This window comes from Ascidiimonas aurantiaca (genome assembly GCF_037646345.1).
GTDB classification, from domain to species: Bacteria; Bacteroidota; Bacteroidia; order Flavobacteriales; family Flavobacteriaceae; genus Ascidiimonas; species Ascidiimonas aurantiaca.
The window spans coordinates 1-22,877 of record NZ_JBBEWR010000019.1 but is presented as its reverse complement, the minus strand read 5'-3'; the positions used below and the strand labels follow the sequence as shown (position 1 = coordinate 22,877).

The following is a 22,877-nucleotide window of genomic DNA, read 5'->3' as shown; positions in this document are numbered from 1 at the left end:
TTTTTGTTTATGCCCATGAGTACTCAAAAAGGTACCATACGATGGATATTAATTATTTCGTCATTTACTATTGTATCTCTGATATTATGGAATACGTATGCTTTTTTTCAAAAGTTTAAAGAAGAAGAGCGCACCAAAATGGAGGTGTGGGCTGCTGCTCAAAAAACAGTGATCACTGCTGCGGAGAACAGCAATCTGGAACTCCCCCTAAAAATACTGGCCTCTAATCATTCTAACCCCATGATCCTGGTGAACATTGAAGGGCGTGTTTTTACCAGTAATTTTGAAAAAGGAAAACAAACAGACAGCCTGTTTATTCGCAAAAAAGTTACTCAGTTTTCCAAAGAAAATAAGCCTATAGAAGTTACGTATGAAGGGAAAAAACTGGCTACTTTATACTATGGTAATTCGGAAGTACTCAACAAATTAAAATACTACCCGCTAGCCTTACTGCTTATCATTATTTTATTCGGGGCCGTGGTTTATTTTTTCTATCGTACTTCTAAAGCTTCTGAACAGAACAAATTATGGGCCGGTATGGCAAAAGAAACCGCCCATCAAATAGGCACTCCCCTTTCTTCTTTACTGGGGTGGGCAGAGATCCTTAAAAGTGAACGGGTGGACCCCTCCATTACTACTGAAATTGAAAAAGATATTGCCAGGCTTCAGATCATAACAGAACGCTTTTCAAAAATAGGCTCAAAAACTACCCTTACCCGCACCGATGTGGTAAACGAGACCCGCGAAGCATATACCTATGTTAGAGACCGAAGCTCAAAACTTATAGATTTTGAATTTCATGCCCCTGAAAAACCCATATTTGTAAATTTAAATGCGAAGCTTTATAGCTGGATCATTGAAAATATGGTGATCAACGCTATTGATGCCATGAAAGGAAAAGGAGCCCTGTCTGTACGTGTTATTCCCGCAGAGAGTCATGTACATATACATATTACCGATACAGGGAAAGGTATTGCCAAAGCTGATTTTAACAAAATATTCGAGCCGGGATTTACTTCTAAAAAGAGAGGCTGGGGGCTTGGTCTTTCTCTGGTAAAACGTATTGTAGAAGACTATCACAGCGGAAAGGTTAAGGTACTCTCCTCTACCTTAAAAAAGGGAACGACTATGCAAATTACTTTAAAAACCGTAATGTAAAAACAGATCATGCCTGCGAAACCTGCTAAAGAGAAAGCTTTGTTACTAAAGGAAAACCAACTCTCCAATAATTGCCCGGTATGCTTTTCGAATAGTGACCTGATACTCTATTTTCATCAAAAAGTTGTTCGCAACCGGTTTTTCACCAAAGTAACCGGTAAAATAACACCTACACTTAGGTGCAAAAAATGCGATTCTACCATATACCCTGTAAACTGGACAGATGATATTGAACGTGTGTTTGACTACTATAACAAAACGGTGGTGGCCCGAAAAACATCGTTCCGGCTAAGTGTTTTGTCTTTGATTTTACTGTTAATAGTAATTACTGCCGCTGCGTTGATTTTATGGTTTGGATACGAAAAGGTTTCTATGTAAAGGCCCGGGCTATGCGGGATGCAAGATCCTGGAACTCTTCCTGAGACATTTTAACTTTATGCTGAAATGTCATCTCTTTCATATCGTTTAACGGAATAAGGTGTACGTGTACATGCGGAACTTCCAGACCTACCACGGCCATTCCCACCCGCTTACAGGGCACTACCGTGCGTATGGCATGAGCTACTCTTTTAGAAAATTGCATCAGGCCCGTGAAGGTTTCATCATCAAGATCAAATAATTTATCTACCTCTTTTTTGGGTATGCATAAAGCATGCCCCCTGGCATTGGGACTTATATCTAAAAATGAAAAAAAGTTATCATCTTCTGCAATTTTATAACAGGGTATTTCCCCGTTAATGATCCTGGTAAAAATAGTAGCCATATTTTTTATTTTAACAGATATAAAAATAGAAAAACCTTTTCTGAAAAACAGAAAAGGTTACGCTTTTTAAAAGTATGAGATACTAATTTCTGGTAATCTCCAGAATTTCAAAGTTTAAGGTGCCGTTAGGAACCTTGATCTCTGCAAAATCTCCTACAGATTTCCCCAGGAGACCCTTTCCGATAGGAGAACTCACAGATATCTTTCCTGTTTTAAGATCTGCTTCACTTTCTGCTACCAGAGTATATTTCATCTCCATACCATTAGCTTTATTTTTTATCCGTACTGTTGAGAGTACCAGTGCTTTAGAGGTGTCTAATTGCGATTCATCTATTAACCGTGCTCCCGCTAAAGTCTCTTCTAATCTCGATATTTTTAGCTCCAGAAGCCCCTGGGCTTCTTTAGCCGCATCGTATTCTGCATTTTCAGAAAGATCTCCTTTATCTCTGGCTTCAGCAATTGCCTGTGAGGCTCTGGGCCTTTCAACATTTTTTAAGTGATCCAGTTCGTCTCTCAATTTTTTTAAACCCTCTTCTGTGTAATAAGATACGTTACTCATAACTTCATCGTTTATAAATAGAAAAAATCCCCTCAAAGAGAGGATTTCAAACAAATATACAAAATTTTATTCAAGTTCTATTTTATTGTAAATTGCATCAAAATAAAAATATGAAGAAGATTTTATGGGTTCTGGGTTTGGCTATAGTTCTATCTTGTGACAATGGAGGTGGCGGGGACCGAAACCCTTTTCTGAGAGAAATAGCCTTTAGCTTTGAGATTAATTTAAATCTCCCGCTTTACAGTGGGCTTACTACTATTGGGAATGCTGTTTATATAGGAAACACCGGTGTAGGCTCCAGAGGTATCTTTGTAATTAATGCCGGTAGCGGCCTGGGAAACAATGGCTATCTTGCCTGGGAAGCAAGCTGCCCCAATCATACTCCTAACAACTGCTCAACCATGACCATTGAAGGAGGCACTAATTGTGTTTGCTCGTGTGAAGGCTATGAATATACGTTGTTCACGGGCCAGTTGTTAAGTGAACCGGTTAGTGAAGAACGCACCTTTGGTTTGCTCAACTATCAAACCCGGGTAAATGGCAATATAATAACCGTTTTTAATTAAAAAGAGCCTTCCGGGGTTTGTTGCCGGAAGGCACAAAACATATTACATTCTTAAGGTAATACCCGCCAGAAAGTTAATACCCGCCTGTGGATAAAACCCAGCACCCTCTCTTGTAGTAACAGTTCCCGGATTGGTAAAATCATCATCAAACGTAAAAAAGAAACCGTTTGATTCAAATTGCTCATCAAATACATTGTTCACCAGAAGACTAAAAGTCATAGATCTGAAAAAGCCTATTTTACCTGTTTGGTATTGTATGCTTATATCGTTTACAAAATAGCTGTCAAGTATAGAACTCTCAGCATCTATGTTCCCCATATACTGCTCGCCAACAAACTTGGAAAGAAATGATAATTGCAAGCCTTCCAGGGGTCTATAGGTAAGCTGATTTCCGGCTACTATTTCAGGAGAATAGGAGATATTGGTATTCCCTAAGTTTTGAAGTACCCCGTCTCGCTGGAAAAAAAAGTCAATGTTTTTATTACTGCTCAAGGCAATATTTGGCCTTAGATCAAGCTTATCTGAAACTTGTACAGCCGCATCAATCTCAATACCTAAACGGTAACTGTCACCACTGTTAGCTCTAATAGGAAAACCTGAATTATCTAACTCTCCCGTAAGTACTAATTGATCTTTATATCGCATGTAATACAGGTTAGTACTTATCTGCGCTTTAGGAGTTATATACCGCCAGCCCAACTCAAAATCATTGAGTTTTTCCGGCCTGGGGTTTCCATTCTCATAATCAGACCGGTTGGGTTCCCTGTTGGCTCGGGCATATGAAAAATAAATATTGTTCTTTGTATTAACCGTATAAGTAATCCCTGCTTTGGGATTAAAAAAACTAAAACGGTCGTCAACAAAAAAGACATCACCCCCCAGCAATTCACCATTGGCTTCATAATTAACCTGCCTCCATTGCAAATCACCAAACAGAGATATTTTTTCAGAGAGTTGGTAATTGAGCTTTCCGTAAACGTTAAAATCAGTTTTAAAAGCCACATTTTCATAAAGGCGATCAAACGGTTCTGAATTTACAGCAAAACGCGCCCATATAAGTTCACCAAAATGATCTCCTATATAACGGTTCCAGGCCCCACCCAAAACGAGGTCGGCTTTCCCCTTTTTATAGTTTGCAGAGAATGTAGTACCGTAAAAATCATTATCCAGCCAGCGACGCCGCACATTATCTGTGGTGGTAATGGGCTCTCCGTTTACTTCAATGGGATCAAGCCCGAGAAAATCAAGATCGGCATCCGGACCAAAAGCTACATTTTGTTGATACCAGTCATCTATATATTCTTCAAAAAAACCTCTTCCCAATGTGTAGTGCAAAGCAAGGTTTGTGCTCCAGCTATCACTCCATTTCTCATTCCACAGTAACTGCGCATGGTCTTGTTTGTAATTATCTACCTGATCTTCATAAAAGCCTGTAGGGTTGCCCTCATCGTCAAACTGCTGTCCCGCAGGATTAAATCTGCGATTGGTCTGCAATGTTTCGGCATCTACACCAAACCAGGCCTGATAGGTGATTTCGTGACCTCCAAATACCAGTGCTTTTATAAGAGTATTTTCGTCACTGTAGGCACCCTGTAAAAAATAGGAACGCAAATCTGAAGATGCCCTCTCTACAAAACCATCTGATTTGATAAGTGACAATCGTCCGGTAAGCTCAAAATGATTACCGAGTTTTCCTGTACTGAATTTAACGGTATGCTTTCTGCTGTTGAAACTTCCGAAGGAATTTGAGATTTCGCCATAGGCTTCTTCCTGCACGGCATCCGTAAGAAGGTTAAGACTGGCACCAAAAGCGCCGGCCCCGTTGGTAGAGGTCCCTACTCCTCTTTGCAACTGTAAATTCTCGACCGAAGAAGCAAAATCGGGAAGGTTCACCCAGAAAGTACCCTGAGACTCGGCATCGTTATACGGAATTCCGTTAATGGTAACATTCACGCGGGTTGCATCACTTCCCCGAACCCGAATGCCCGTGTAGCCTATTCCCGCTCCTGCGTCACTGGTAGTAACTACGGATGGCAAAAAATTTACCATAAAGGGAATATCCTGCCCCAGGTTTCGGGGAGCAAACTCTTCTTTACTAAGGTTAGTGAAAGTAACAGGCGACTGGGCTGTTACCCGTAATGCCGATACCAGCACCTCATCCAGCAGTATATCTCTTTCTCCCAAAGTAATGTCGAGACGGGTATCTTTGGTAATACTAACTTCTCGTATTAAAGGTTTTGGAGCAAGAAAACTATACACAATAGTATGGTTTCCCTGCGGGAGAAACAGTTCATAATAACCGTTTTTATCGGTTTGTGTTCCGTTAGCAGTACCTTCTTGCAGTATATTAACCCCCGGAAGAGGGTCTCCATATGTATCTTTAAAGGTACCGTAAAGTTTGAATTTTGCTGAATCCTGCGATTGCACAGCAGTGGCCAAAAGGCAGAAAAAAATGAATAAACGTTTCATCCGTAAAGTTATGTTTACGAATAAAAGGGGTGATTATTCTAAAGTTAATAAATGATTTTAGTTGTTCGGTAATAGCCGGCATACCGAACAAATTGGTATTCTGCAAACAGGTTTACCAAAATGGTTCCTGCTTATATTCCCTTGGCGGCATTACCCGCCCAGGTTCTTTGGGTATGATCTCAGCTTTCACTTTTACTGTAAAAAGATCCAGCACCCCTTTGAGACGGTGCAAAAGTACAAAATAGCAGAAAAAACCAATCGTTTTTTGAAACTTTATTATCTACTTAAAGGCTCGTTTATAAAACGCCTAAGGTATTTGTACCTGATGCGCCGGTTTTAGCAAGTCTATTACTGTTTTTACCGGATTAAATGTAGCCAGCGGAACCTCTGCAAATACGGTGTGCCAGCCTGCCATAGCCCCGTTCCATAACCCGGGTAGCTCCAAGGCTTTTAATTCACGACCCTCATAGGTTTTTGAACTTATAAAACCCTGCGCAGGATCTGTATATTTTAAAAGATCGTACTTTTTACCCTCATAATCCTTGATCCCGCAAACCAGATCTACCGGATTAAAATGAGTGGCAGTTTCCAGTATTTTTAGCTGTTTGCTGTCGCTTTTATCTATCTGGGCAGATTCTATGATCTGCAGTGATATCTCACCTTTATTGTCCCTTACCCAAAAAGGACCTCCTCCGGGTTCTCCTTCATTTTTGACCATTCCGCAAATACGAATAGGCCTGTCTATTTCATGGCACAAAAACTGTATCTTATCTTCCTGGGGCCAGGTGTTAAATGCGGAAGGGATATGTGCATACAGCTCATTTTTCACAAAATCTCTTATTTCATATATCCGGGCTTCATCAGGAGCCTCATTTTTCAATATACGCATATACGAGAACGCTCTCTCCTGAAGCTCAAAAAGCTTTCCTGCTAATACTTTCTTGCTATTGTGTATTACATTGGCCCTGTTTTCGACTACTACATTATCAATGTTTTTTATAAAAACAATATCCGCATCCAGCATATTGAGGTTCTCTATCAAAGCACCATGGCCGGAAGGCCTGAACACTAGTTCTCCTGAAGCATTGCGAAAAGGTTCATTAGCCGGTGTTACAGCAATTGTATCGGTTGATGGTTTTTGAACCGAAAAGGAAACCTCAAACTGGACCTGGGTCTGTTTTTCTATTTTCTGTTTTTCTTCCTGGAGTTTCGCTTTGAACTTGTCCATATGATGTTCAGAAACCGTAAAATGCAATTTTGCCACACCGTTAGAAACACCATAGGCTGCCGCTTCATACAAATGCTCCTCAAATGCAGTTCTGGTTTCATTTTTATATGTATGAAAGGGAAGAAGCCCTTTAGGATAAGCACCAAAGCCCATATACTCTTCTGAAAGTAATTGTTTTATAAACTTATGTTTTTGCTCGTCTGAAGCAAGCCCGGCAGCGTTTTTATCTCTCTCCCCCATAGCCTCCAGTACAGGTTTATAAAAAGGGAACTTTTCCGCGTGATCAAAAAAAACCGGTAAACTATCTGAATGAGTTCTTTTGACATACACCTCCAGAGTTTCCTCGTGTACTTTAAACTCTTCGAGAAAATTAAAAAGGGTTTTGAACATACGTGATGCTGCACCAGAAGCAGGCACAAACTTAAGCAGAGAGGCTTTTTTTGCCTTTTCATTAAAGATTTTCTCGTATGTAGTCTCCTCTTCAGAAGTAAATTTTAATATCCCGTTACCCACGGTTGCCGAATCTTCCAGGGTAACAAAGGGTATTCCTTTTTTAAATATTGCTATTTGCTTTTCTATTTCTTCTTTCTTTATACCCTTCTTTTTAATAAGGTCAAAGTCTGTATTAGTGATCATGTTCCTGGTGGGTTAAGAGTTTATCAATTGCTTTTACTGCGTTATCAAATCTGCTTTTTTTATCTCCTTTAATAATTACGTACCGGCGTTTGTACATATCTAAAGCCTTTTTAAAGTAGGCGAACATATGTTCTCTCTGGTCGGGTTTATCCCTGAGATCGTCCTGTACCCAGGGAATATCAATATCGGTAAGCAGATAAAGATCATAGATGTTTGCCAGTGCATATTTGTGCAATAACGGGTCACAGGAGCCTGTATAGTAGGCTTCAGAGTACACTTTGGTTTCCAAAAGATCAGTATCGCAAATGAGCAAACGGTTTGCCTTGGGGGTCATTTCATTTTCCAATTTCATCTGCCCTATGGCAATGGGTAACAGATCTTCAGGTTCACATATTTTTTTTTCGCGATCCCACTTATCCTGTAAATATTCACGGGCGTACTCCGGCACCCATAAAGTATGATAATGAGTAGCCAACTGTTGTGCCAATGTGGTTTTTCCGGTTGATTCCGGCCCGTATAACACAATTTTTACTATGTTGCCAGGTTGCTGTTTAAGCTTTTCTTCCATGCCAGATATCCTTGAATAGCAAGAATGGTAAAAATTAAATACTGCAAAGATAACATTCCTAATCCTCTGTAAGCATATAAAGGCACAGTTATCAAATCTCCTATGATCCAGAGGGTCCAGTTCTCAATTTTCTTATTCGCCATGTACCACATGCCTGTGAAAAAAATGCCCGAGGTAAAAATATCTATATAGTTCTCTGTTTGTATCGTATGATCAAAAAGCACATATACCATATAGGTCACCCCTACAGTCAGGAAAAAAAATGCAATTCCTATCACTTTTTCATTAAAATTAGTTCTTGAAATTGGCACCGCACGGCGATTGTCTTTCTTTCTGGACCAGTTATACCAACCGTATATACTCATTAAGGAATAATATACATTCATGGTCATATCTCCTAAAAATCCTGCTTTATAAAGCAGGTACACTGTAATTACGGTGGCAATTAGCCCGGTAGGATAGACAAGAATGTTTTCTTTTTTCGCATAAAACACACTCAGTATTCCAAAAACGAAAGCAATGCCCTCCAGTACAATATACAATACGGGAACCTCCTGATATGCCTCGAGAAAAAAATCAATAATTGGGCTCATAATCGCTTCGGTCGGTCTTTACAATTTTCATGTGTAAAAGTACATTTTCCGAACGCTCAAAAGCCAACCGTATTTCGGTAGTAAGAAATGACATAATCTCATCATACGGCCCGTAAATTTGAGTACTTAATGGATTTTCCATAACTGTAAACCCTGATTCTCTGAGCCGTTTGATAAAATGAATGATAGGCTCTTCAAAAGTATCCTGAAGCGGGCTTAATGTTAATTCAACCGAAATATTCATGATGATCTAACTGTTTTTAACTGATTAAAAAAATGAGGGTTATTTTCAAAAGCAGTACCTATGACCACTATATCTGCGCCGGCACGATAAGCTGATGTAATACCTGTAACTGTCCTTATGCCTCCACCAACGATCAAAGGTAGGTTTGTATTTTTCTTCACTTCCCGAACCACCTGTTGCGGGACACTCTGCAAGGCTCCACTCCCGGCTTCGAGATAAATAAGTTTCATCCCCAGAAACTGACCGGCAAGAGCTGTATGAACTATTTCATCTACAGATGATGGTTTGATTGGCTCGGTTTTACTAACCCGTTGAACCGATGTTTTTTTCCCGCCGTCAATAAGAAGGTATGCCGTAGGTATGATCTCCAGTCTTGTTTTGTGCAGTCTGGGTACAGATTGCACTTGTTTTCCTATTAGATATTCAGGGTTTCGTCCCGAAAGAAGGGAAAGAAACAACAATGCATCAGCATTTTCGCTTATTTGGTTTTCACACCCGGGAAACAAAACCACCGGCAGGTTTGTATTTTCTTTTAGTACTTTGACCAGTATATCTGTTTTTCCTTTTTCTACCTCACTCCCTCCTAAAAAAACATGCGTTACGGGAGTATGTTGAATGTTTTCAAACAGGAAAGGCACCTGGTGCGGAGTGGTTTTTTCGGGATCGATGAGTACGGCCAATAGTTTTTCTCCGGCGGAAACCGCTTCTAAAATATTCTCATACACTGCATTCATGAAAAATTTCTCTTCTGCTGTAAAGGTCGTTCAAACTTTTCTTTTAAGGCATACGCACAGGTAAAACCTTCAAAGGAAAAGTGTGAAAACCGGTATTTTTCAACTGACTTCCCATAATGTATCCAGGCTACTCCTTGATTTTCCGAGGATCCTAAAAAAGGTACCACTTTAATATGTTGCCTGAAACTGAGTCCTTTGGCAGCAAATGCCTTATAAAGACTTTCTTTAACACACCAAATCACGCTCATAGGTTTTACCAAATTACCATTTTTGAGGTAGTTAAGTTCATATCTCATAAATCTGGGTGCAATGATTTGTATTTTTTCACGCTCTTTCTCAATATCGATACCTATTTCATTCTCTGAACTTATAATAATGGCCGAAAAAATAAAAGAATGCGTGATGGATATCTGATATCCGTTTGTAAGGTGTGGTTTGCCCGAGGTATTGTAAAAAAGATCGGATGGTTTATAGCCGGCTATTTTTAAAAGTTGCCTCACACTTAAAAACCCCTTTTGATGGATCTCAGATCTCATATCGTCAATACGTGACCGACACCTTGATGTAAGCTCAATATTTTTTTCGAGTTCTTGTACTGATTCTTCTATTTTCCATATATATACGGTAGTAGCCGTATTCACGGGTATTGTTTTATAGAGAGGCATTGATTTTCAAAGTTATTACGTACCTTTGCATGCACATTTTGAACTGATGTAAAAGGTTAACAAAGATAATGATATGAGCACAAAAACCATCCCTTACGTACCTTATAAAGTAAAAGATATGTCTTTAGCTGAGTGGGGTAGAAAAGAAATTGAACTTGCCGAAGCTGAAATGCCGGGGCTTATGGCGCTCCGAGAAGAATATAAAGGAAAACACCCTCTAAAAGGCGCCCGTATTGCAGGATGTTTACATATGACTATCCAAACTGCGGTACTTATAGAAACATTAATAGATCTGGGAGCAGAAGTTACCTGGAGTTCATGTAACATATTTTCAACACAAGACCACGCAGCAGCTGCCATAGCCGCTGCCGGAATACCGGTTTATGCCTGGAAAGGAATGAATGAAGAAGAATTTAACTGGTGTATAGAACAAACCCTTTTCTTTGGAGAAGACAGACAACCTCTTAATATGATACTGGATGACGGAGGTGATCTTACCAACATGGTACTGGATAATTATCCCGAACTGGCATCGGGAATTAAAGGATTGTCGGAAGAAACTACTACGGGTGTATTAAGGCTTTATGACCGTATGAAAAAAGGTACCCTGCCTATGCCTGCCATTAATGTAAACGACTCGGTTACCAAATCAAAATTTGATAACAAATACGGATGCCGTGAAAGTGCTGTTGATGCAATAAGAAGAGCTACCGATGTCATGCTTGCCGGTAAAAGAGTAGTGGTTTGCGGGTATGGTGATGTAGGTAAAGGAAGTGCTGCTTCGTTTAGAGGTGCTGGCTCCATCGTAACTGTTACCGAAATAGACCCCATCTGTGCCTTACAGGCAGCTATGGACGGTTACGAGGTAAAAAAGCTGGATACTGTAATTGGCAAGGCTGATATTGTAATAACCGCTACAGGAAATAAAGACATTGTAAACGGTTCTCATTTTGAGAAAATGAAAGATAAGACCATTGTTTGCAATATTGGACATTTTGACAATGAAATTGATGTTGCCTGGCTAAAGTCTAACCATGGCCACACACATGTAAATATAAAGCCTCAGGTTGACAAGTTTACCATAAATGGTAACGATATCATTTTATTGGCCGAAGGACGACTGGTAAACCTTGGTTGCGCTACAGGACACCCCAGTTTTGTAATGAGTAATTCATTTACCAATCAAACCCTTGCACAAATAGAACTTTGGAACCATCCCGAAGACTATGAGAACAAAGTATATACCCTACCTAAACATCTCGATGAGAAAGTAGCCAAACTACACCTTGAGAAAATTGGGGTAGAGCTGGAAACACTTAATGAAGAACAGGCAGATTATATAGGTGTACCGGTTGAGGGGCCATACAAGCCTGAATATTACAGATACTAAATTAAAAAAAGGGTTCTTAACCCGAACCCTTTTTTATTTCAAAACAAATTAAATTCTAAGCCTTAAAGCATTTTTTGACCTTTAAGGCTTTTTTTATTACTTACTTTGCATCATGAGTGATACCAAGTTTATCCACATTGTAAAAGTAAAAGTTCCTGGCATCATTCATCGCAACAAAAAGGCCTTTACTAAAAGTACTGTCCAGCGGAACGGTTACTATATCACAACCATCTGTTTCCAGAGTTGAAAGGTTCAGCTCTTTTACAAATTCATTGGTAGTTCTGGAAAAGAAATTAAAAGTTCCTTTCTGTTGATTGGAGACAATAATATACCCTTTATTTCCGGGAAAAGAGGCTATGGCTATGCCTTCAATATCTTCGGTAAAAGTGGTTTCTCCAAAACACGCCAGCTCGGTACCTCCCATAGAAGGCTCTGCGTGATATTTACGAATACAATGCTGTTCATCTGAATAATAAACGTATCCCATTTCATCATCAACCGCTATAGCTTCAATTTCTTTTTTCCCGCTAAAGTTACCAAACTTCCTCACAAATGTAGCGGTTACTCCCGGCACACTGTCATTGGCCGCCAATCTGTATTGATATAGATATCCGGTAAGCGGGCCTTCTTTTCTACTCACGATCACGTAAAACGTTTGGTCTTTAGGTGATTTATAAAAACTCACTCCCATAGGAAAAGAGAAACCGGGATTATTTTCATCTGCAAATACCGGTATTCCTCCGTTGTCCAAAGGTGTCATATCGGGAACAGAAAATATGCGTATCTGCTTTTTTTCTCTTTCGGTAAAAACAAGGATATCAGTAACTGTAGAATCGTTTAATCTGAAATCATATCGCAGATCTACATTGTTGGGCCTTCGTACATTTTCAATGGTTTTATCTCTTAATATCTTACCTTTCAGGTTAAAAGCATAGATAGACCCGTTGGTATCTTTGTCTGTTCCAAAAACAATGCTTTTTGAAGGGTCATCTCTGTTTATCCATATGGCAGGATCATCTGCGTCATATGCGGTCGTTTCTGTAATAACGTCGGGTTCTATTTTAACATCTGTTAGCTGCTTGCAGGAAACCACCAAAACCAGGAATATATAAAAAAGCATATTCTTTTTCACTAACCTGAATTCTTCTTTCGTATTATTAAAATCCATATGCGCTATTTAGAAAAGATCGTATTTCAAACCAAAAGTAAGTCGCCTGTCATAGTATTCCAGTTGCATGGTCCTGTCTTTGGTTCCCTGGTAATAACGCAATGGCTGGTTAGCTATATTATTGAGATCTGCATATAACCTCAGGTTTCTGTTAATGGCCAGTGATATGTTGAAATCAAGAAAAAACTGTTCATCATAAAAACGGTCTTCAAAGCTGTTTCCTCCAAGCTCATCCAGATATGCGTCTGAAAAATTCACTGATAGTCGTGCACTGAACTTATCGGTAGAGTATGCTAAAGAGCCGTTAAACATATTAGGAGCGGTACCCGGCAATTCCAGATCGCCTCGTTCATCGCCATCTTCGTTTCTTATACCATTGGCGCTGGAGGTAAGAAATGTATAATTAAGATAGATACCAAAGTTTTTAGCAAAACCGGGAAGGAAGTCCAGTTGGCGCTGGAAAGCTACTTCTGCGCCAAAAATAGTGGCATCGTCTCCGTTTAAGGGTTGAAATACTTCAAAATCGGATTCTTCATCCCTGGATACAAATACATACACAAAATCGTTAAGGCGCTTGTAAAAAACACCTCCGGACAAGATCCCTACTGACTTAAAGTAATGCTCAGCCATAAAATCAAAATTCATGGAAGTAGTAGGCTCCAGAGTCGCATTTCCCAAAACGATCTCTTCATCCTCATTGTTTACTTCTCTAAATGGCACCAGATCTACATAGTTAGGTCTTGCAAGGGTATTGGTCCAGGCAAATCGCAAGATCGTATTGGGGGTAATATCGTATTTAAAATGCAAGCCGGGTAGAATATTGGTATATGAACTCTGATCTCTTAACTGATTGCTTCCGTCAAAATCGCCATCTTCGTTAAACACAATCTCATTACCAATACTTTCAATTTGTGTATGCTCCAGTCTTATCCCTGCCAGCACACTCAGTTTATCTGAGAGTTTTTGGTTTGTCATGAGGTATCCGGCATATACGTCTTCGTTTACGTCAAAATTGGCTGTAAGAAATTCATCGGGAATACTTTCCCCTTCAAAAAGATCGGTATTGCCCAGGTCAAGATCTCCTAAAAACTCAGGAGTTACATAAAACCCGGCTCGATATTTGCTTCCGGCCAGGTAATTAGGGTCTGTATAGTCTCTGGTGGCTACATCAGCCATAGTTTCAAAACCGGATAGAGGCTCAAACTCAAAAAATTCATTATTTCTTGTTTTGGATTTCAAACGTGCTCTTAGGCCTGCTTTAACGTTTCCATTTCCTTTACCAAATAAGTCGGCCGGCCACTCTACATTGGCAAAAAAGTTAATATCTTCTTCTTCGGTAAATTGGTTCTCTTCTGAGATCTCATCCAGTTCAAAGTTATCGAGATCTAATGAAGAGGCATTTACCGGACTATGGAGCGGGAAACGGGTGCTGCGGTCATTATTGATGAGAAATTCACTTTCATAAGTAATATAACGTTCATTAGGACGCTCTTCGGACGCTTTCGCAAAAGAGGTCATCCAGTCCAGCTTTACATTTCCAAATAAATGATTTCCTCCCAACGTATAGTTTTGCATACGCTGATCTTCCAAACGGGTATTTTGTATTCTGCCTCCCGGGATACCTCCTTTGGTCTGACGCTTGGATTCTACCGGAAACCGAACGAGGTTACCATTACTTATCTCAAAATCATCGGGCCCTATATCTTCGGCATCGAGTATTTCGTGCTCTAAACGAAAACGATTTTCACGATCATCTCTCCAGTTATACATTGATTTAAAGAAAAAAGAGTGATTGTCATTAAACGCATAATCAAAATTAGCCGAAAAACTGCGCCGTACACGTTGCACGAGATACGTTCTTATTTCAAAGGTATCTGCATACGGATTTACGTCTGCAGACGCTATGATATCATCACCGTTATTATCCTGCACACCGGTATTGTATTCAAATTCGTTAGACCACTCTGCTTCAATATTATCAGAACCAAAGTCATTGTCATTTACAGATGCGGAGATCATCCAGCCAAATTTTCCGTCTTTTGTACGATCGCCCAGGAGAAAGGAACCGGTCCAGATACGTTTATCGGTTATAAAGTTGAGCCCCGAACCTAAGTTGGCAGAAAATCGAAAATTTCTGGGGGAAGAACGGGTAATAAGGTTTACTGAGCCTCCCAGGGCATCGGCATCCATATCTGGTGTTACAGCTTTGTTAACTTCTATGGTCTGGATCATATCAGAAGGAATAAGATCCATTTGAATATTCCTGTTATCACCTTCTGCAGAAGGAATACGACTCCCATTAAGGGTAACTGAGTTTAGCTGTGGTGCCAAACCACGAATAATGATATTACGGGCCTCTCCCTGGTCCACCTGCATGGTGATACCGGGAATTCTCTTTACGGCATCACCAATATTCGCATCAGGGAACTTTCCTATTTGATCTGTAGATACAATATTGGTAATGTTCTGTTTGTTTTTTTGCGTGTTAAGCGCTCTGGCCTGACCCCCCAATGCATTACCAATTACTTCTACTCCTTGAAGTTTTACATCTTGAGTTGTGAGTATAATTTCTACTGAGGTGGTTTCTTTTTCATTGACCATAACCTCTATGGTTTTATCGGCAAATCCCAGATATTTAATTAAAAGGGTATGATTGCCAACCGGAACATCAACGAGAATAAACTTACCGTCCTGATCTGATACGACTCCTTTATTTAAGTCTGTTATAAATATAGTAGCTCCGGGAACGTAGATCCTATATTCATCTGAAATGGTACCGGTAATGGTTCCGTTCTGGCTATAGGTTGAAGCGGTATTAAGGGCTACTACGACCGTTAAAAAAAGAAATTTTAAAAGTTTGCTTGATTTCATTGAGTTAGATTTTTTCACTACTCAAAGCTATAATTTACAGCAGGTTAAAGGTTAAAGCAGATAAAAACAAAATGTAAAAAAACTGCGAATACACCTTCTACCACAAGGCAACATTTATAATTAAGGAACAGTTAGCTAACATATGCTTAAAAAACCTTTCTTTTGTGGGCTTTAAAGTGCAAAAATGAATCTGGTTAACTCTTCGCCCTTCTCCAGAGGAAGTTTTTTACGAAGTCGGTAACGGGCTATACGAACACTATCTGGCGTAACATGCAAAACAGAGGCAATTTCTCTGGAAGAAAGATTGAGGCGTAATAACATACACAACCTTACTTCTGTTGAGGAAAGGGCAGCACGTGCTTTGGCATTCAGGTTTTTAAAGAAATGGGGGTGTATCTGTTCAAAAAAACGAATTACTTCCAGCCAATCGTTCTTTTCAGAAAGACCTTCTTTTATTTCTGAAGCTAATGATTCCAGGCAAGTACGCATGTCCATGTTTTTTCGATCTTTTAAATGTGTCAGTTTTTGCATAACGCTGCGAAGTATTTTGTTCTTATGGGCCAGATGTAAGCTGTAATTGGAAAGGGCGGTTGTCTTAATATGTATCTCCCTTTGGAGGCTCTCTTCTTTCAGTATTTTCTTTTCAAGGTCTGCTTTTAGTGCCTGTTGCCTGTATTGCTGAATACGGGTATCATGCTGCTTTTTCTTTTTATAACCATAAAAAAGTATCGCCATAATAGTCCCTATTACAAAAATACTACCTGCTAACAGTCTCTGGTTAGCATGAGTTACTTCATTTTGTTTAGTAAGAAGGGCTATTTGGTTTTTTTTCTCTTTTGCGCCGTATAAGACCTGAAGGGTATTTAACTGTCTTATATTTTTGAACGACCGGATCTCATCGTGAACGTTATTAGAGGCTTCGAGCATGCTATAGGCGTTTTCATGATCCCCCTGTAATCGGTAGGTTTTGGCAAGATCCTTGAGTACACTTTGTAACTGGTAACGGTTCTCTGTTTTTACAGCAAATTCCTGAGCCTGACGGGTATAAAAAAAGGCTTTTTCAAAATCGCCTCTTTTTCGGTTTACGTCTCCCAGGTTGTTTAGAATATTAATATATCGATTAGTATCCGGGCTGTTTATAATGTAGTTTACTGCTTTTTTAAAGTATATATAAGCTTCATCGTATTGCGCAAGATCCTCATAAATACTTCCCAGGTTTTCAAATGCCAGTGCTATGCCGGTGCTATCTTTTAAAAGTGTAAAAACATCGAGGCTTTTATGTTGAAATTTGAGAGCTTCCTTATATTTTTCTACTTTTTCAAAACAACTGCCTATAGCCCCATATGCTGCAGCCTGACCGGGCAAAAAGGCAATTTCCATAGAAGCCTGGTAGGCTTCCCTAAAATGCATTTCTGCTTTCACAAACTGTTCCTGCATGAAATAAACTGTTCCCAGGTTTTGGTAAATACGTATTGTTAAGGTATCTACAGCCCCTTTCTGAAGCAGGGCTTCATGGTAATGGTATATTGCCTCATTGAAAACCTCAATACTTTTATAAAAATCTCCCAGCATAAGATGGTTGTGTACCAAAGCATTTTCATTGTTTGCACTTTTAGCAACTTCCAGTTGATGGTTGAGTTTTAGAAAAGTATCGTTTATTCTTTTCAGGAAAACGGAGTCTGTGGTTATATTTTGGCAAAAAATACTCTGTAAAAAAGCAAAAAAAAATAAGCTCCCTAAATTTTCACGATGAAAAATACTTTTCAAATAGCAGAAGATTGAAATTTACATAGGGCAAGGTATTGAATATAAAAGGAGTATGTATTATGAGTGTATTAGAAGATTGTTAAGAAAAGGCAGGTAAAAAATTTGAAGATCGACCATAAAAAAAGCCTTTTGTTTTGACAAAAGGCTTTTATATACTTAAAAAAATAAACTTGTGTTATGCCTCAAAAGGTTCTATAGAGACATAAGACTTATTGTTTTTTTTCTTTTCAAATTTTACAACACCATCTACTCTGGCATGTAATGTATGATCTTTACCCATGTACACATTCTCACCAGGATAGTGAGCGGTACCACGTTGTCTTACGATGATATTTCCAGCTATGGCAGCCTGTCCGCCAAAAATCTTAACACCCAGACGTTTCGATTCTGACTCTCTACCGTTTTTGGAACTACCAACACCTTTTTTGTGTGCCATTTTGTTTCGGTTTTAATATGGTAGCTTCTTTATACAGAAGCTTTGTTATACTTTTATTTTACTTAGCGATTCCTCCTTTAAGTTCGTCTTGTAACTTAGCAAGCTCATCCCACTTTCCTGCTGAGGCCAGTGCTGCCTGCTGAGGCCAGGTATCAGGAACTTTAGAGGCATATCTGGATCCTGCTTCGGTAAGGACTTCTTTTAATTTTTCTACAGAGGTATCTGCAAGTTTTGCATAGGTATCTATACCTGCAGCAGCCAGTAATTCGGCAATCTTAGGGCCAATACCTTCTATTTTCTTGAGATCGTCTGCTTCTTTGGTCTTTACTGCCGCTGTAGGCTCTTTTTTAGCCGTTTCGGCTACAGGTTTTGCAACAGTCTCTTCTGTTTTTGCAGCTTTTTTAGGCGCTGCTTTTTTGGCAGTTTTTTTAGCTCCCGAAGTCAGAATGTCTTCGATATGGATCTGTGTAAGAAATTGCCTGTGACCTCTTTTTACCTTGTAACCTTTTCGTCTTTTTTTCTTAAAAACAATTACTTTATCACCCTTAAGGTGTTTCAGGACTTTTGCTTCTACTGAAGCACCGTCTATAGCCGGGGCGCCTATGGTTACATTACCGTTGTCATCGAGTAGAAGTACGTGGTTAAAAGAAACCGGTTTACCCTCTTCCTCAGCCAAACGGTGCACATAAACCTTTTGGTCTTTTTGCACTTTAAATTGCTGCCCTGCTATCTCTACAATTGCATACATAGCTTATAAATTAAATTTTATAATTGCCTTCTTATTTTAAAGGCGGGTGCAAATATAATGCTAAATCGTTAAACTGCAAATGTTTTGAAAGGCTAAACAACTCCATTTTATAAAAAAATGGATTTTGATACGTATTTTGTATAATTTCACTTCAAACAGGTACTTGATTAGCTGTTTTGAGTTGCTTTCTTAGAGGTGTTCCAACTGGGTTTAAATTTTTGCATAAAAGTTAAAGTAAGTACCAGTGAAGAGGTAATTCCTTCTATGGCGAGAACAAAAATAAGAATCCCTGGCCCCTGATAATAATCCTTGATCCAGGATTCCATAATGAGCTCCGGAAAACCGGGGTTTAAATGAAACATATATATGGCCATAAAGCCTACAAAAACAAAAGTGGCGATAAAACCTGTATAAAGGCCGGTTTTAAAACCTCCGTAATAATCAAATTTACTGCCCTCCACCAGTCTTCGAAATCTTATCGATGCATAAATACCATAAGCCACGATCGCCCCGTTCAAGAGGCGCAACCACGGATTCTCATGAAGTCCGAAAAGTTTTACAAAAAGAAAATAAAAAATCAGAATTACTGCTACAATTAAGCCGTATCGTATATGTATTCGTTTTACATTCATGATTTACATTGGTTTGATTATTACCCATTAGTAACCAATAAGGTACAAAAAATTTAAATAATCCCATTAGAATCCATTAATTTTAATGAATGTTTCTTTTTACCTACCATATTCCCTACTTTTGAGCAGTTTCAGAAAATTTATCAAAATCTGTAACAAATTGTGCATTTTTATGTCAAACCGATATTAAAATTATTTAAAGCTAAAACAAAAATGAAAAACAAGATTCTGTTGGTCTTTCTGACCTTCCTAATGTGCGTGGCGGCTCCGGCGCAACAGGTAACCTTTGAAGAGTATAAGCTCGACAATGGTTTACACGTTATTTTGCATCAGGACAAAACCGCTCCTATTGTTGTCACTTCTATTGCATATCATGTAGGTGCTAAGGATGAAGATCCTGAGCGTACGGGTTTTGCACACTTTTTTGAACACCTCTTATTTGAGGGTACCAAAAACATTAAAAGAGGGCAGTGGGACAAAATAGTTACTTCTAACGGAGGAAGAAATAATGCTACTACGAATGATGACCGTACCTATTATTACGAAGTATTTCCTTCTAATGCACTGGAAGTAGGTTTATGGTTAGAGTCTGAGCGTTTACTGCACCCGGTTATTGAACAGGTAGGGGTCGATACGCAAAATGAAGTAGTGAAAGAAGAAAAAAGATTACGAATAGATAACCAGCCTTATGGGCGCATTCTGGAAGCTATCAAGAAAGAAATGTTTAAAAAACATCCGTATCGATGGACTACCATAGGCTCTATGGATCACCTGGATGCTGCTACTCTTGAAGAGTTCCTCGCTTTTAACGACAAGTTCTATGTTCCCAATAACGGTGTATTGGTAGTAGCAGGTGATATTGACATTGCCGAAACCAAAAAAATGGTGGAAGACTATTTTGGCCCTATTCCAAGAGGAGCAGACATTACCAGAAACTATCCCAAAGAAGATCCTATAACTGAAGAGTTTCGAGCAAAGGCATATGATCCCAATATCCAGATCCCTGCCGTGGTAGCCACCTACAGAACTCCTTCTTTTACCACCAGAGATGCACGTATATTAGATATGATCTCTACCTATTTAAGCGGTGGTAACAGTTCAAAACTCTACAAAAAACTGGTAGATGAAGAGAAAAAGGCACTTGTGGTACAAGCCGTAAACCTAAGCCAGGAAGACTATGGAGTATATGCCCTGTTTGCACTTCCTCAAGGAGAGACTTCACTGGAAGATCTGGTAAAAGGTTTTGATGAAGAAATCACCAAACTCCAGACCGAACTTATTTCTGAAAAAGATCTTGAGAAACTTCAAAACCAATTTGAGAACCAGTTTGTAAATTCAAATGCAAGTTTAGAGGGTATCGCAGGTTCTTTAGCTACTTATTACCTTCTTTACGGTGATACCAATCTTATTAATACCGAAATAGACATTTACCGCTCTATTACCCGGGAAGACATAAAAGAAGTTGCTAATAAATACCTTAAGCCTAACCAAAGGCTTATACTTGAATATTTGCCTAAAGAACAAGAAAATCAGTAATTGTGATGAAAAAAATATTTTTTAGTTTATTTATGGTTTGTGCACTTGTGGCCCAGGCCCAAATTGACAGAAGCAAACAACCCGTGGCCGGCCCTGCTCCTAAGATTAAACTGGGAACCCCTCAGTCTTTTGAGTTAGAAAACGGCTTAAAAGTACTGTTGGTAGAAAACCACAAATTACCAAGAGTTTCCTATACACTTACTATTGATAACCCTCCGTATGCTGAAGGAGATAAAGCAGGAATGTCAAGTTTAATGGGTAACCTGTTGGGTAAGGGCTCTGTAAACATTGATAAAGATGCTTTTAACGAAGAAGTTGATTACATGGGAGCTTCCATTAATTTTGGTCCTACAGGAGGTAGCGCCAGGGGTCTTTCAAGATATGCAGACAGGATTCTGGAATTAATGGCAGAAGCTGCTATATATCCCAATTTCACGGAAGAAGAATTCCAAAAAGAAAAAAACATTCTCCTTGACAATCTTAAATCTGATGAGAAAAGTGTTACATCAGCCGCCAGGAGAGTAGAGGCAGCACTTGCCTATGGTAAAAATCATCCTTACGGAGAGTTTGTTACTCAGGAAACTGTAAACAACGTAACTCTTTCTGATGTAAAAAGCTTTTACAACAATTTCTTTCTGCCTAAGAACGCTTACCTGGTTGTAGTAGGAGATGTTGATTATAAAGACCTGAAAAGAAATGTAACCGAGCTTTTTAGCAACTGGAAACCTAATACACCGTTAAATGTAAGCTATTCAAAACCGGCCAATGCACAATTCACCCAGATCAATTTTGTAGATATGCCAAATGCAGTACAGTCTGAGATCACGGTACAAAATGTAGTGGACCTTAAAATGACCAGCCCCGACTATTTCCCGGCACTTATAGCCAACAATATTCTGGGCGGTGGTTCACAAGGCAGGCTCTTTGCAAACTTGCGAGAAGACAAAGGCTTTACATACGGGGCTTATTCAGGAATAGGAGCAGATAAATATATCGCTCGCTTCACCGCTCGTGCCAGCGTAAGGAATGCAGTGACCGATAGTGCTGTGACTGCCTTTTTAGATGAGATATACAAAATACGCGATCTAAAAGTATCTAAGCAGGATCTCGTGCTTGCTAAAGCAGACTACTCGGGAAATTTCATTATGGCCCTGGAGCAACCTGCTACCATAGCCCGTTATGCCCTTAGTATTGAAACCAATAAACTGCCAGCCGATTTTTACACTACGTACCTTCAAAAAATAAATGCGGTAACTGTCGAGCAGGTTCAGGAAGCTGCTCGCAAATATTTTACCATTGACAATGCGCGTATTGTAATTACAGGAAAAGGTAGTGATGTGATTGAATCGCTGGAAAACTTTCAGTACAACGGGAAAAAGATACCCGTAAGTTATTTTGACAAATATGCCACCAGCGTTGAAAAGCCAGATTACACTGCTTCAGTTCCTGAAGGGGTTAGTGCCGGTTCTATAATCCAGAATTACATTAATGCTATTGGCGGAGAAGGAAAGCTAAAAGCTGTGAATTCTGTACTTATTAATGCAGAAGCTTCCACACAAGGCATGGTCTTAAACCTGGAGCTTAAGACCACCTCTTCAAATAAGTTCTCTATGGATATGAAAATGGGCGGTAACTCTATGATGCGTCAGGTATTCGACGGTTCACAAGGATTTATAATTGCCCAGGGGCAAAAACAGCCTATCCCTGAAGATCAAATTGGAGAAATGAAAAAACAATCTGTACCTTTCCCTGAACTTGAACTACAAAACAGTAGTGATCTCAGTCTTGAAGGCATCCAGGAGGTAAATGGTAAAAAAGCATATGCCGTAAAAGTTTCTGATTCACGGACCAATTTCTACGATGTGGAAAGTGGCCTTAAGGTAAAAGAAGTAATTACTATGGAGGCGCAGGGGCAAACCGTAACCCAGGCAGTTGCTCTTGACAATTACCAAGAAGTTTCAGGCATTCTTTTCCCTTTTACACTAAGTCAGTCCTTTGGGCCGCAAAGTATCGACTTTATGGTGAAAGAGATTAAAGTGAATGAAGGCGTAACAGAAGAAGATTTTAAATAAAAAAGGTTTGCGTGAGTCGTCCTAAAATAGGTTGACAGTTTTTAAAGATTTAATTTAGTCCTGTGAAGCTAGCT

General features: G+C 39.3%; 21 protein-coding genes. 6 read left to right on the top strand and 15 right to left on the bottom strand.

What is annotated here, in order from left to right; all coding sequences use genetic code 11:
* The first annotated feature begins 9 nt into the window (after window positions 1-9).
* Both WAO84_RS16240 and WAO84_RS16235 read left to right on the top strand, forming a co-directional pair.
* Entirely contained in the window at window positions 10-1,158 is a 1,149-nt protein-coding gene (locus WAO84_RS16240; RefSeq protein ID WP_340067141.1) for a sensor histidine kinase, read from the top strand.
* A gap of 9 nt (window positions 1,159-1,167) precedes the next feature.
* Window positions 1,168-1,536, top strand: a complete 369-nt coding sequence (locus WAO84_RS16235) for a hypothetical protein (RefSeq protein ID WP_340067139.1) — start codon at window positions 1,168-1,170, stop codon at window positions 1,534-1,536.
* Here WAO84_RS16235 and WAO84_RS16230 read toward each other — a convergent pair.
* Window positions 1,529-1,921, bottom strand: coding sequence for an HIT family protein (locus WAO84_RS16230; RefSeq protein ID WP_340067138.1), 393 nt, complete (start codon window positions 1,919-1,921; stop codon window positions 1,529-1,531). The two genes, WAO84_RS16235 and WAO84_RS16230, sit on opposite strands and share 8 nt — an antisense overlap.
* An 82-nt stretch (window positions 1,922-2,003) precedes the next feature.
* On the bottom strand, window positions 2,004-2,480 hold the full coding sequence (gene greA, locus WAO84_RS16225; RefSeq protein WP_340067136.1) for a transcription elongation factor GreA: 477 nt from the start codon (window positions 2,478-2,480) through the stop codon (window positions 2,004-2,006).
* Between the two features lie 110 nt (window positions 2,481-2,590).
* On the opposite strand from greA, the gene WAO84_RS16220 reads away from it, so the two are divergent.
* Window positions 2,591-3,046, top strand: coding sequence for a Rieske (2Fe-2S) protein (locus tag WAO84_RS16220; protein WP_340067134.1), 456 nt, complete (start codon window positions 2,591-2,593; stop codon window positions 3,044-3,046).
* A gap of 42 nt (window positions 3,047-3,088) precedes the next feature.
* On the opposite strand, the gene WAO84_RS16215 is transcribed toward WAO84_RS16220, so the two are convergent.
* From WAO84_RS16215 to WAO84_RS16185, 7 genes are all read right to left on the bottom strand, one after another.
* Window positions 3,089-5,515: a TonB-dependent receptor gene (locus tag WAO84_RS16215; protein WP_340067132.1), complete on the bottom strand. Its 2,427-nt coding sequence runs from the start codon at window positions 5,513-5,515 to the stop codon at window positions 3,089-3,091.
* 307 nt (window positions 5,516-5,822) lie between these two features.
* A complete protein-coding gene (locus tag WAO84_RS16210; RefSeq protein ID WP_340067131.1) occupies window positions 5,823-7,379 on the bottom strand; it encodes a DUF4301 family protein in 1,557 nt (518 codons plus the stop codon).
* Entirely contained in the window at window positions 7,369-7,947 is a 579-nt protein-coding gene (locus tag WAO84_RS16205; protein ID WP_340067130.1) for an AAA family ATPase, read from the bottom strand. The genes WAO84_RS16210 and WAO84_RS16205 overlap by 11 nt, the downstream gene beginning before the upstream one ends.
* Window positions 7,911-8,540, bottom strand: a complete 630-nt coding sequence (gene pnuC / locus WAO84_RS16200; protein ID WP_340067128.1) for a nicotinamide riboside transporter PnuC — start codon at window positions 8,538-8,540, stop codon at window positions 7,911-7,913. The genes WAO84_RS16205 and pnuC overlap by 37 nt, the downstream gene beginning before the upstream one ends.
* Window positions 8,524-8,784, bottom strand: coding sequence for a thiamine-binding protein (locus WAO84_RS16195; RefSeq protein ID WP_340067126.1), 261 nt, complete (start codon window positions 8,782-8,784; stop codon window positions 8,524-8,526). The genes pnuC and WAO84_RS16195 overlap by 17 nt, the downstream gene beginning before the upstream one ends.
* Window positions 8,781-9,518, bottom strand: coding sequence for a phosphoglycerol geranylgeranyltransferase (locus tag WAO84_RS16190; RefSeq protein ID WP_340067125.1), 738 nt, complete (start codon window positions 9,516-9,518; stop codon window positions 8,781-8,783). The genes WAO84_RS16195 and WAO84_RS16190 overlap by 4 nt, the downstream gene beginning before the upstream one ends.
* On the bottom strand, window positions 9,515-10,183 hold the full coding sequence (locus WAO84_RS16185) for a 4'-phosphopantetheinyl transferase family protein (protein ID WP_340067124.1): 669 nt from the start codon (window positions 10,181-10,183) through the stop codon (window positions 9,515-9,517). The genes WAO84_RS16190 and WAO84_RS16185 overlap by 4 nt, the downstream gene beginning before the upstream one ends.
* Window positions 10,184-10,256: 73 nt before the next feature.
* Between WAO84_RS16185 and ahcY the strand changes: the two genes are divergently transcribed.
* Window positions 10,257-11,573, top strand: coding sequence for an adenosylhomocysteinase (gene ahcY / locus WAO84_RS16180; RefSeq protein WP_340067123.1), 1,317 nt, complete (start codon window positions 10,257-10,259; stop codon window positions 11,571-11,573).
* A 100-nt stretch (window positions 11,574-11,673) separates the two neighbouring features.
* Here the strand turns inward: ahcY and WAO84_RS16175 are convergent, their stop codons facing one another.
* From WAO84_RS16175 to WAO84_RS16150, 6 genes are all read right to left on the bottom strand, one after another.
* A complete protein-coding gene (locus WAO84_RS16175; RefSeq protein WP_340067122.1) occupies window positions 11,674-12,741 on the bottom strand; it encodes a phytase in 1,068 nt (355 codons plus the stop codon).
* Window positions 12,742-12,750: 9 nt separating this feature from the next.
* Complete coding sequence (locus tag WAO84_RS16170) at window positions 12,751-15,612, bottom strand: TonB-dependent receptor (protein WP_340067121.1); 2,862 nt, start codon at window positions 15,610-15,612, stop codon at window positions 12,751-12,753.
* A 171-nt stretch (window positions 15,613-15,783) separates the two neighbouring features.
* Window positions 15,784-17,379 (bottom strand): tetratricopeptide repeat protein, encoded by a 1,596-nt coding sequence (locus WAO84_RS16165; protein WP_340067119.1) that lies wholly within the window; start codon window positions 17,377-17,379, stop codon window positions 15,784-15,786.
* Between the two features lie 175 nt (window positions 17,380-17,554).
* Window positions 17,555-17,815: a 50S ribosomal protein L27 gene (gene rpmA, locus WAO84_RS16160; protein WP_340067118.1), complete on the bottom strand. Its 261-nt coding sequence runs from the start codon at window positions 17,813-17,815 to the stop codon at window positions 17,555-17,557.
* 58 nt (window positions 17,816-17,873) lie between these two features.
* The gene (gene rplU / locus WAO84_RS16155) at window positions 17,874-18,563 is read right to left on the bottom strand and encodes a 50S ribosomal protein L21 (RefSeq protein WP_340067116.1); all 690 of its coding nucleotides are present in this window, start codon (window positions 18,561-18,563) and stop codon (window positions 17,874-17,876) included.
* A gap of 167 nt (window positions 18,564-18,730) precedes the next feature.
* Window positions 18,731-19,195 (bottom strand): DUF4199 domain-containing protein, encoded by a 465-nt coding sequence (locus WAO84_RS16150; RefSeq protein WP_340067114.1) that lies wholly within the window; start codon window positions 19,193-19,195, stop codon window positions 18,731-18,733.
* 213 nt (window positions 19,196-19,408) lie between these two features.
* On the opposite strand from WAO84_RS16150, the gene WAO84_RS16145 reads away from it, so the two are divergent.
* On the top strand, window positions 19,409-20,731 hold the full coding sequence (locus WAO84_RS16145) for a M16 family metallopeptidase (RefSeq protein WP_340067113.1): 1,323 nt from the start codon (window positions 19,409-19,411) through the stop codon (window positions 20,729-20,731).
* A gap of 5 nt (window positions 20,732-20,736) precedes the next feature.
* On the top strand, window positions 20,737-22,803 hold the full coding sequence (locus WAO84_RS16140; protein ID WP_340067112.1) for a M16 family metallopeptidase: 2,067 nt from the start codon (window positions 20,737-20,739) through the stop codon (window positions 22,801-22,803).
* Window positions 22,804-22,877: the final 74 nt, after the last annotated feature.

Bases quoted from the DNA above. Each gene is read 5' to 3' on its own strand.
- WAO84_RS16240 (WP_340067141.1), top strand. From the start codon at position 10: ATGCCCATGAGTACTCAAAAAGGTACCATACGATGGATATTAATTATT.
- WAO84_RS16235 (WP_340067139.1), top strand. From the start codon at position 1,168: ATGCCTGCGAAACCTGCTAAAGAGAAAGCTTTGTTACTAAAGGAAAAC.
- WAO84_RS16230 (WP_340067138.1), bottom strand. From the start codon at position 1,921: ATGGCTACTATTTTTACCAGGATCATTAACGGGGAAATACCCTGTTAT.
- greA (WP_340067136.1), bottom strand. From the start codon at position 2,480: ATGAGTAACGTATCTTATTACACAGAAGAGGGTTTAAAAAAATTGAGA.
- WAO84_RS16220 (WP_340067134.1), top strand. From the start codon at position 2,591: ATGAAGAAGATTTTATGGGTTCTGGGTTTGGCTATAGTTCTATCTTGT.
- WAO84_RS16215 (WP_340067132.1), bottom strand. From the start codon at position 5,515: ATGAAACGTTTATTCATTTTTTTCTGCCTTTTGGCCACTGCTGTGCAA.
- WAO84_RS16210 (WP_340067131.1), bottom strand. From the start codon at position 7,379: ATGATCACTAATACAGACTTTGACCTTATTAAAAAGAAGGGTATAAAG.
- WAO84_RS16205 (WP_340067130.1), bottom strand. From the start codon at position 7,947: ATGGAAGAAAAGCTTAAACAGCAACCTGGCAACATAGTAAAAATTGTG.
- pnuC (WP_340067128.1), bottom strand. From the start codon at position 8,540: ATGAGCCCAATTATTGATTTTTTTCTCGAGGCATATCAGGAGGTTCCC.
- WAO84_RS16195 (WP_340067126.1), bottom strand. From the start codon at position 8,784: ATGAATATTTCGGTTGAATTAACATTAAGCCCGCTTCAGGATACTTTT.
- WAO84_RS16190 (WP_340067125.1), bottom strand. From the start codon at position 9,518: ATGAATGCAGTGTATGAGAATATTTTAGAAGCGGTTTCCGCCGGAGAA.
- WAO84_RS16185 (WP_340067124.1), bottom strand. From the start codon at position 10,183: ATGCCTCTCTATAAAACAATACCCGTGAATACGGCTACTACCGTATAT.
- ahcY (WP_340067123.1), top strand. From the start codon at position 10,257: ATGAGCACAAAAACCATCCCTTACGTACCTTATAAAGTAAAAGATATG.
- WAO84_RS16175 (WP_340067122.1), bottom strand. From the start codon at position 12,741: ATGGATTTTAATAATACGAAAGAAGAATTCAGGTTAGTGAAAAAGAAT.
- WAO84_RS16170 (WP_340067121.1), bottom strand. From the start codon at position 15,612: ATGAAATCAAGCAAACTTTTAAAATTTCTTTTTTTAACGGTCGTAGTA.
- rpmA (WP_340067118.1), bottom strand. From the start codon at position 17,815: ATGGCACACAAAAAAGGTGTTGGTAGTTCCAAAAACGGTAGAGAGTCA.
- rplU (WP_340067116.1), bottom strand. From the start codon at position 18,563: ATGTATGCAATTGTAGAGATAGCAGGGCAGCAATTTAAAGTGCAAAAA.
- WAO84_RS16150 (WP_340067114.1), bottom strand. From the start codon at position 19,195: ATGAATGTAAAACGAATACATATACGATACGGCTTAATTGTAGCAGTA.
- WAO84_RS16145 (WP_340067113.1), top strand. From the start codon at position 19,409: ATGAAAAACAAGATTCTGTTGGTCTTTCTGACCTTCCTAATGTGCGTG.
- WAO84_RS16140 (WP_340067112.1), top strand. From the start codon at position 20,737: ATGAAAAAAATATTTTTTAGTTTATTTATGGTTTGTGCACTTGTGGCC.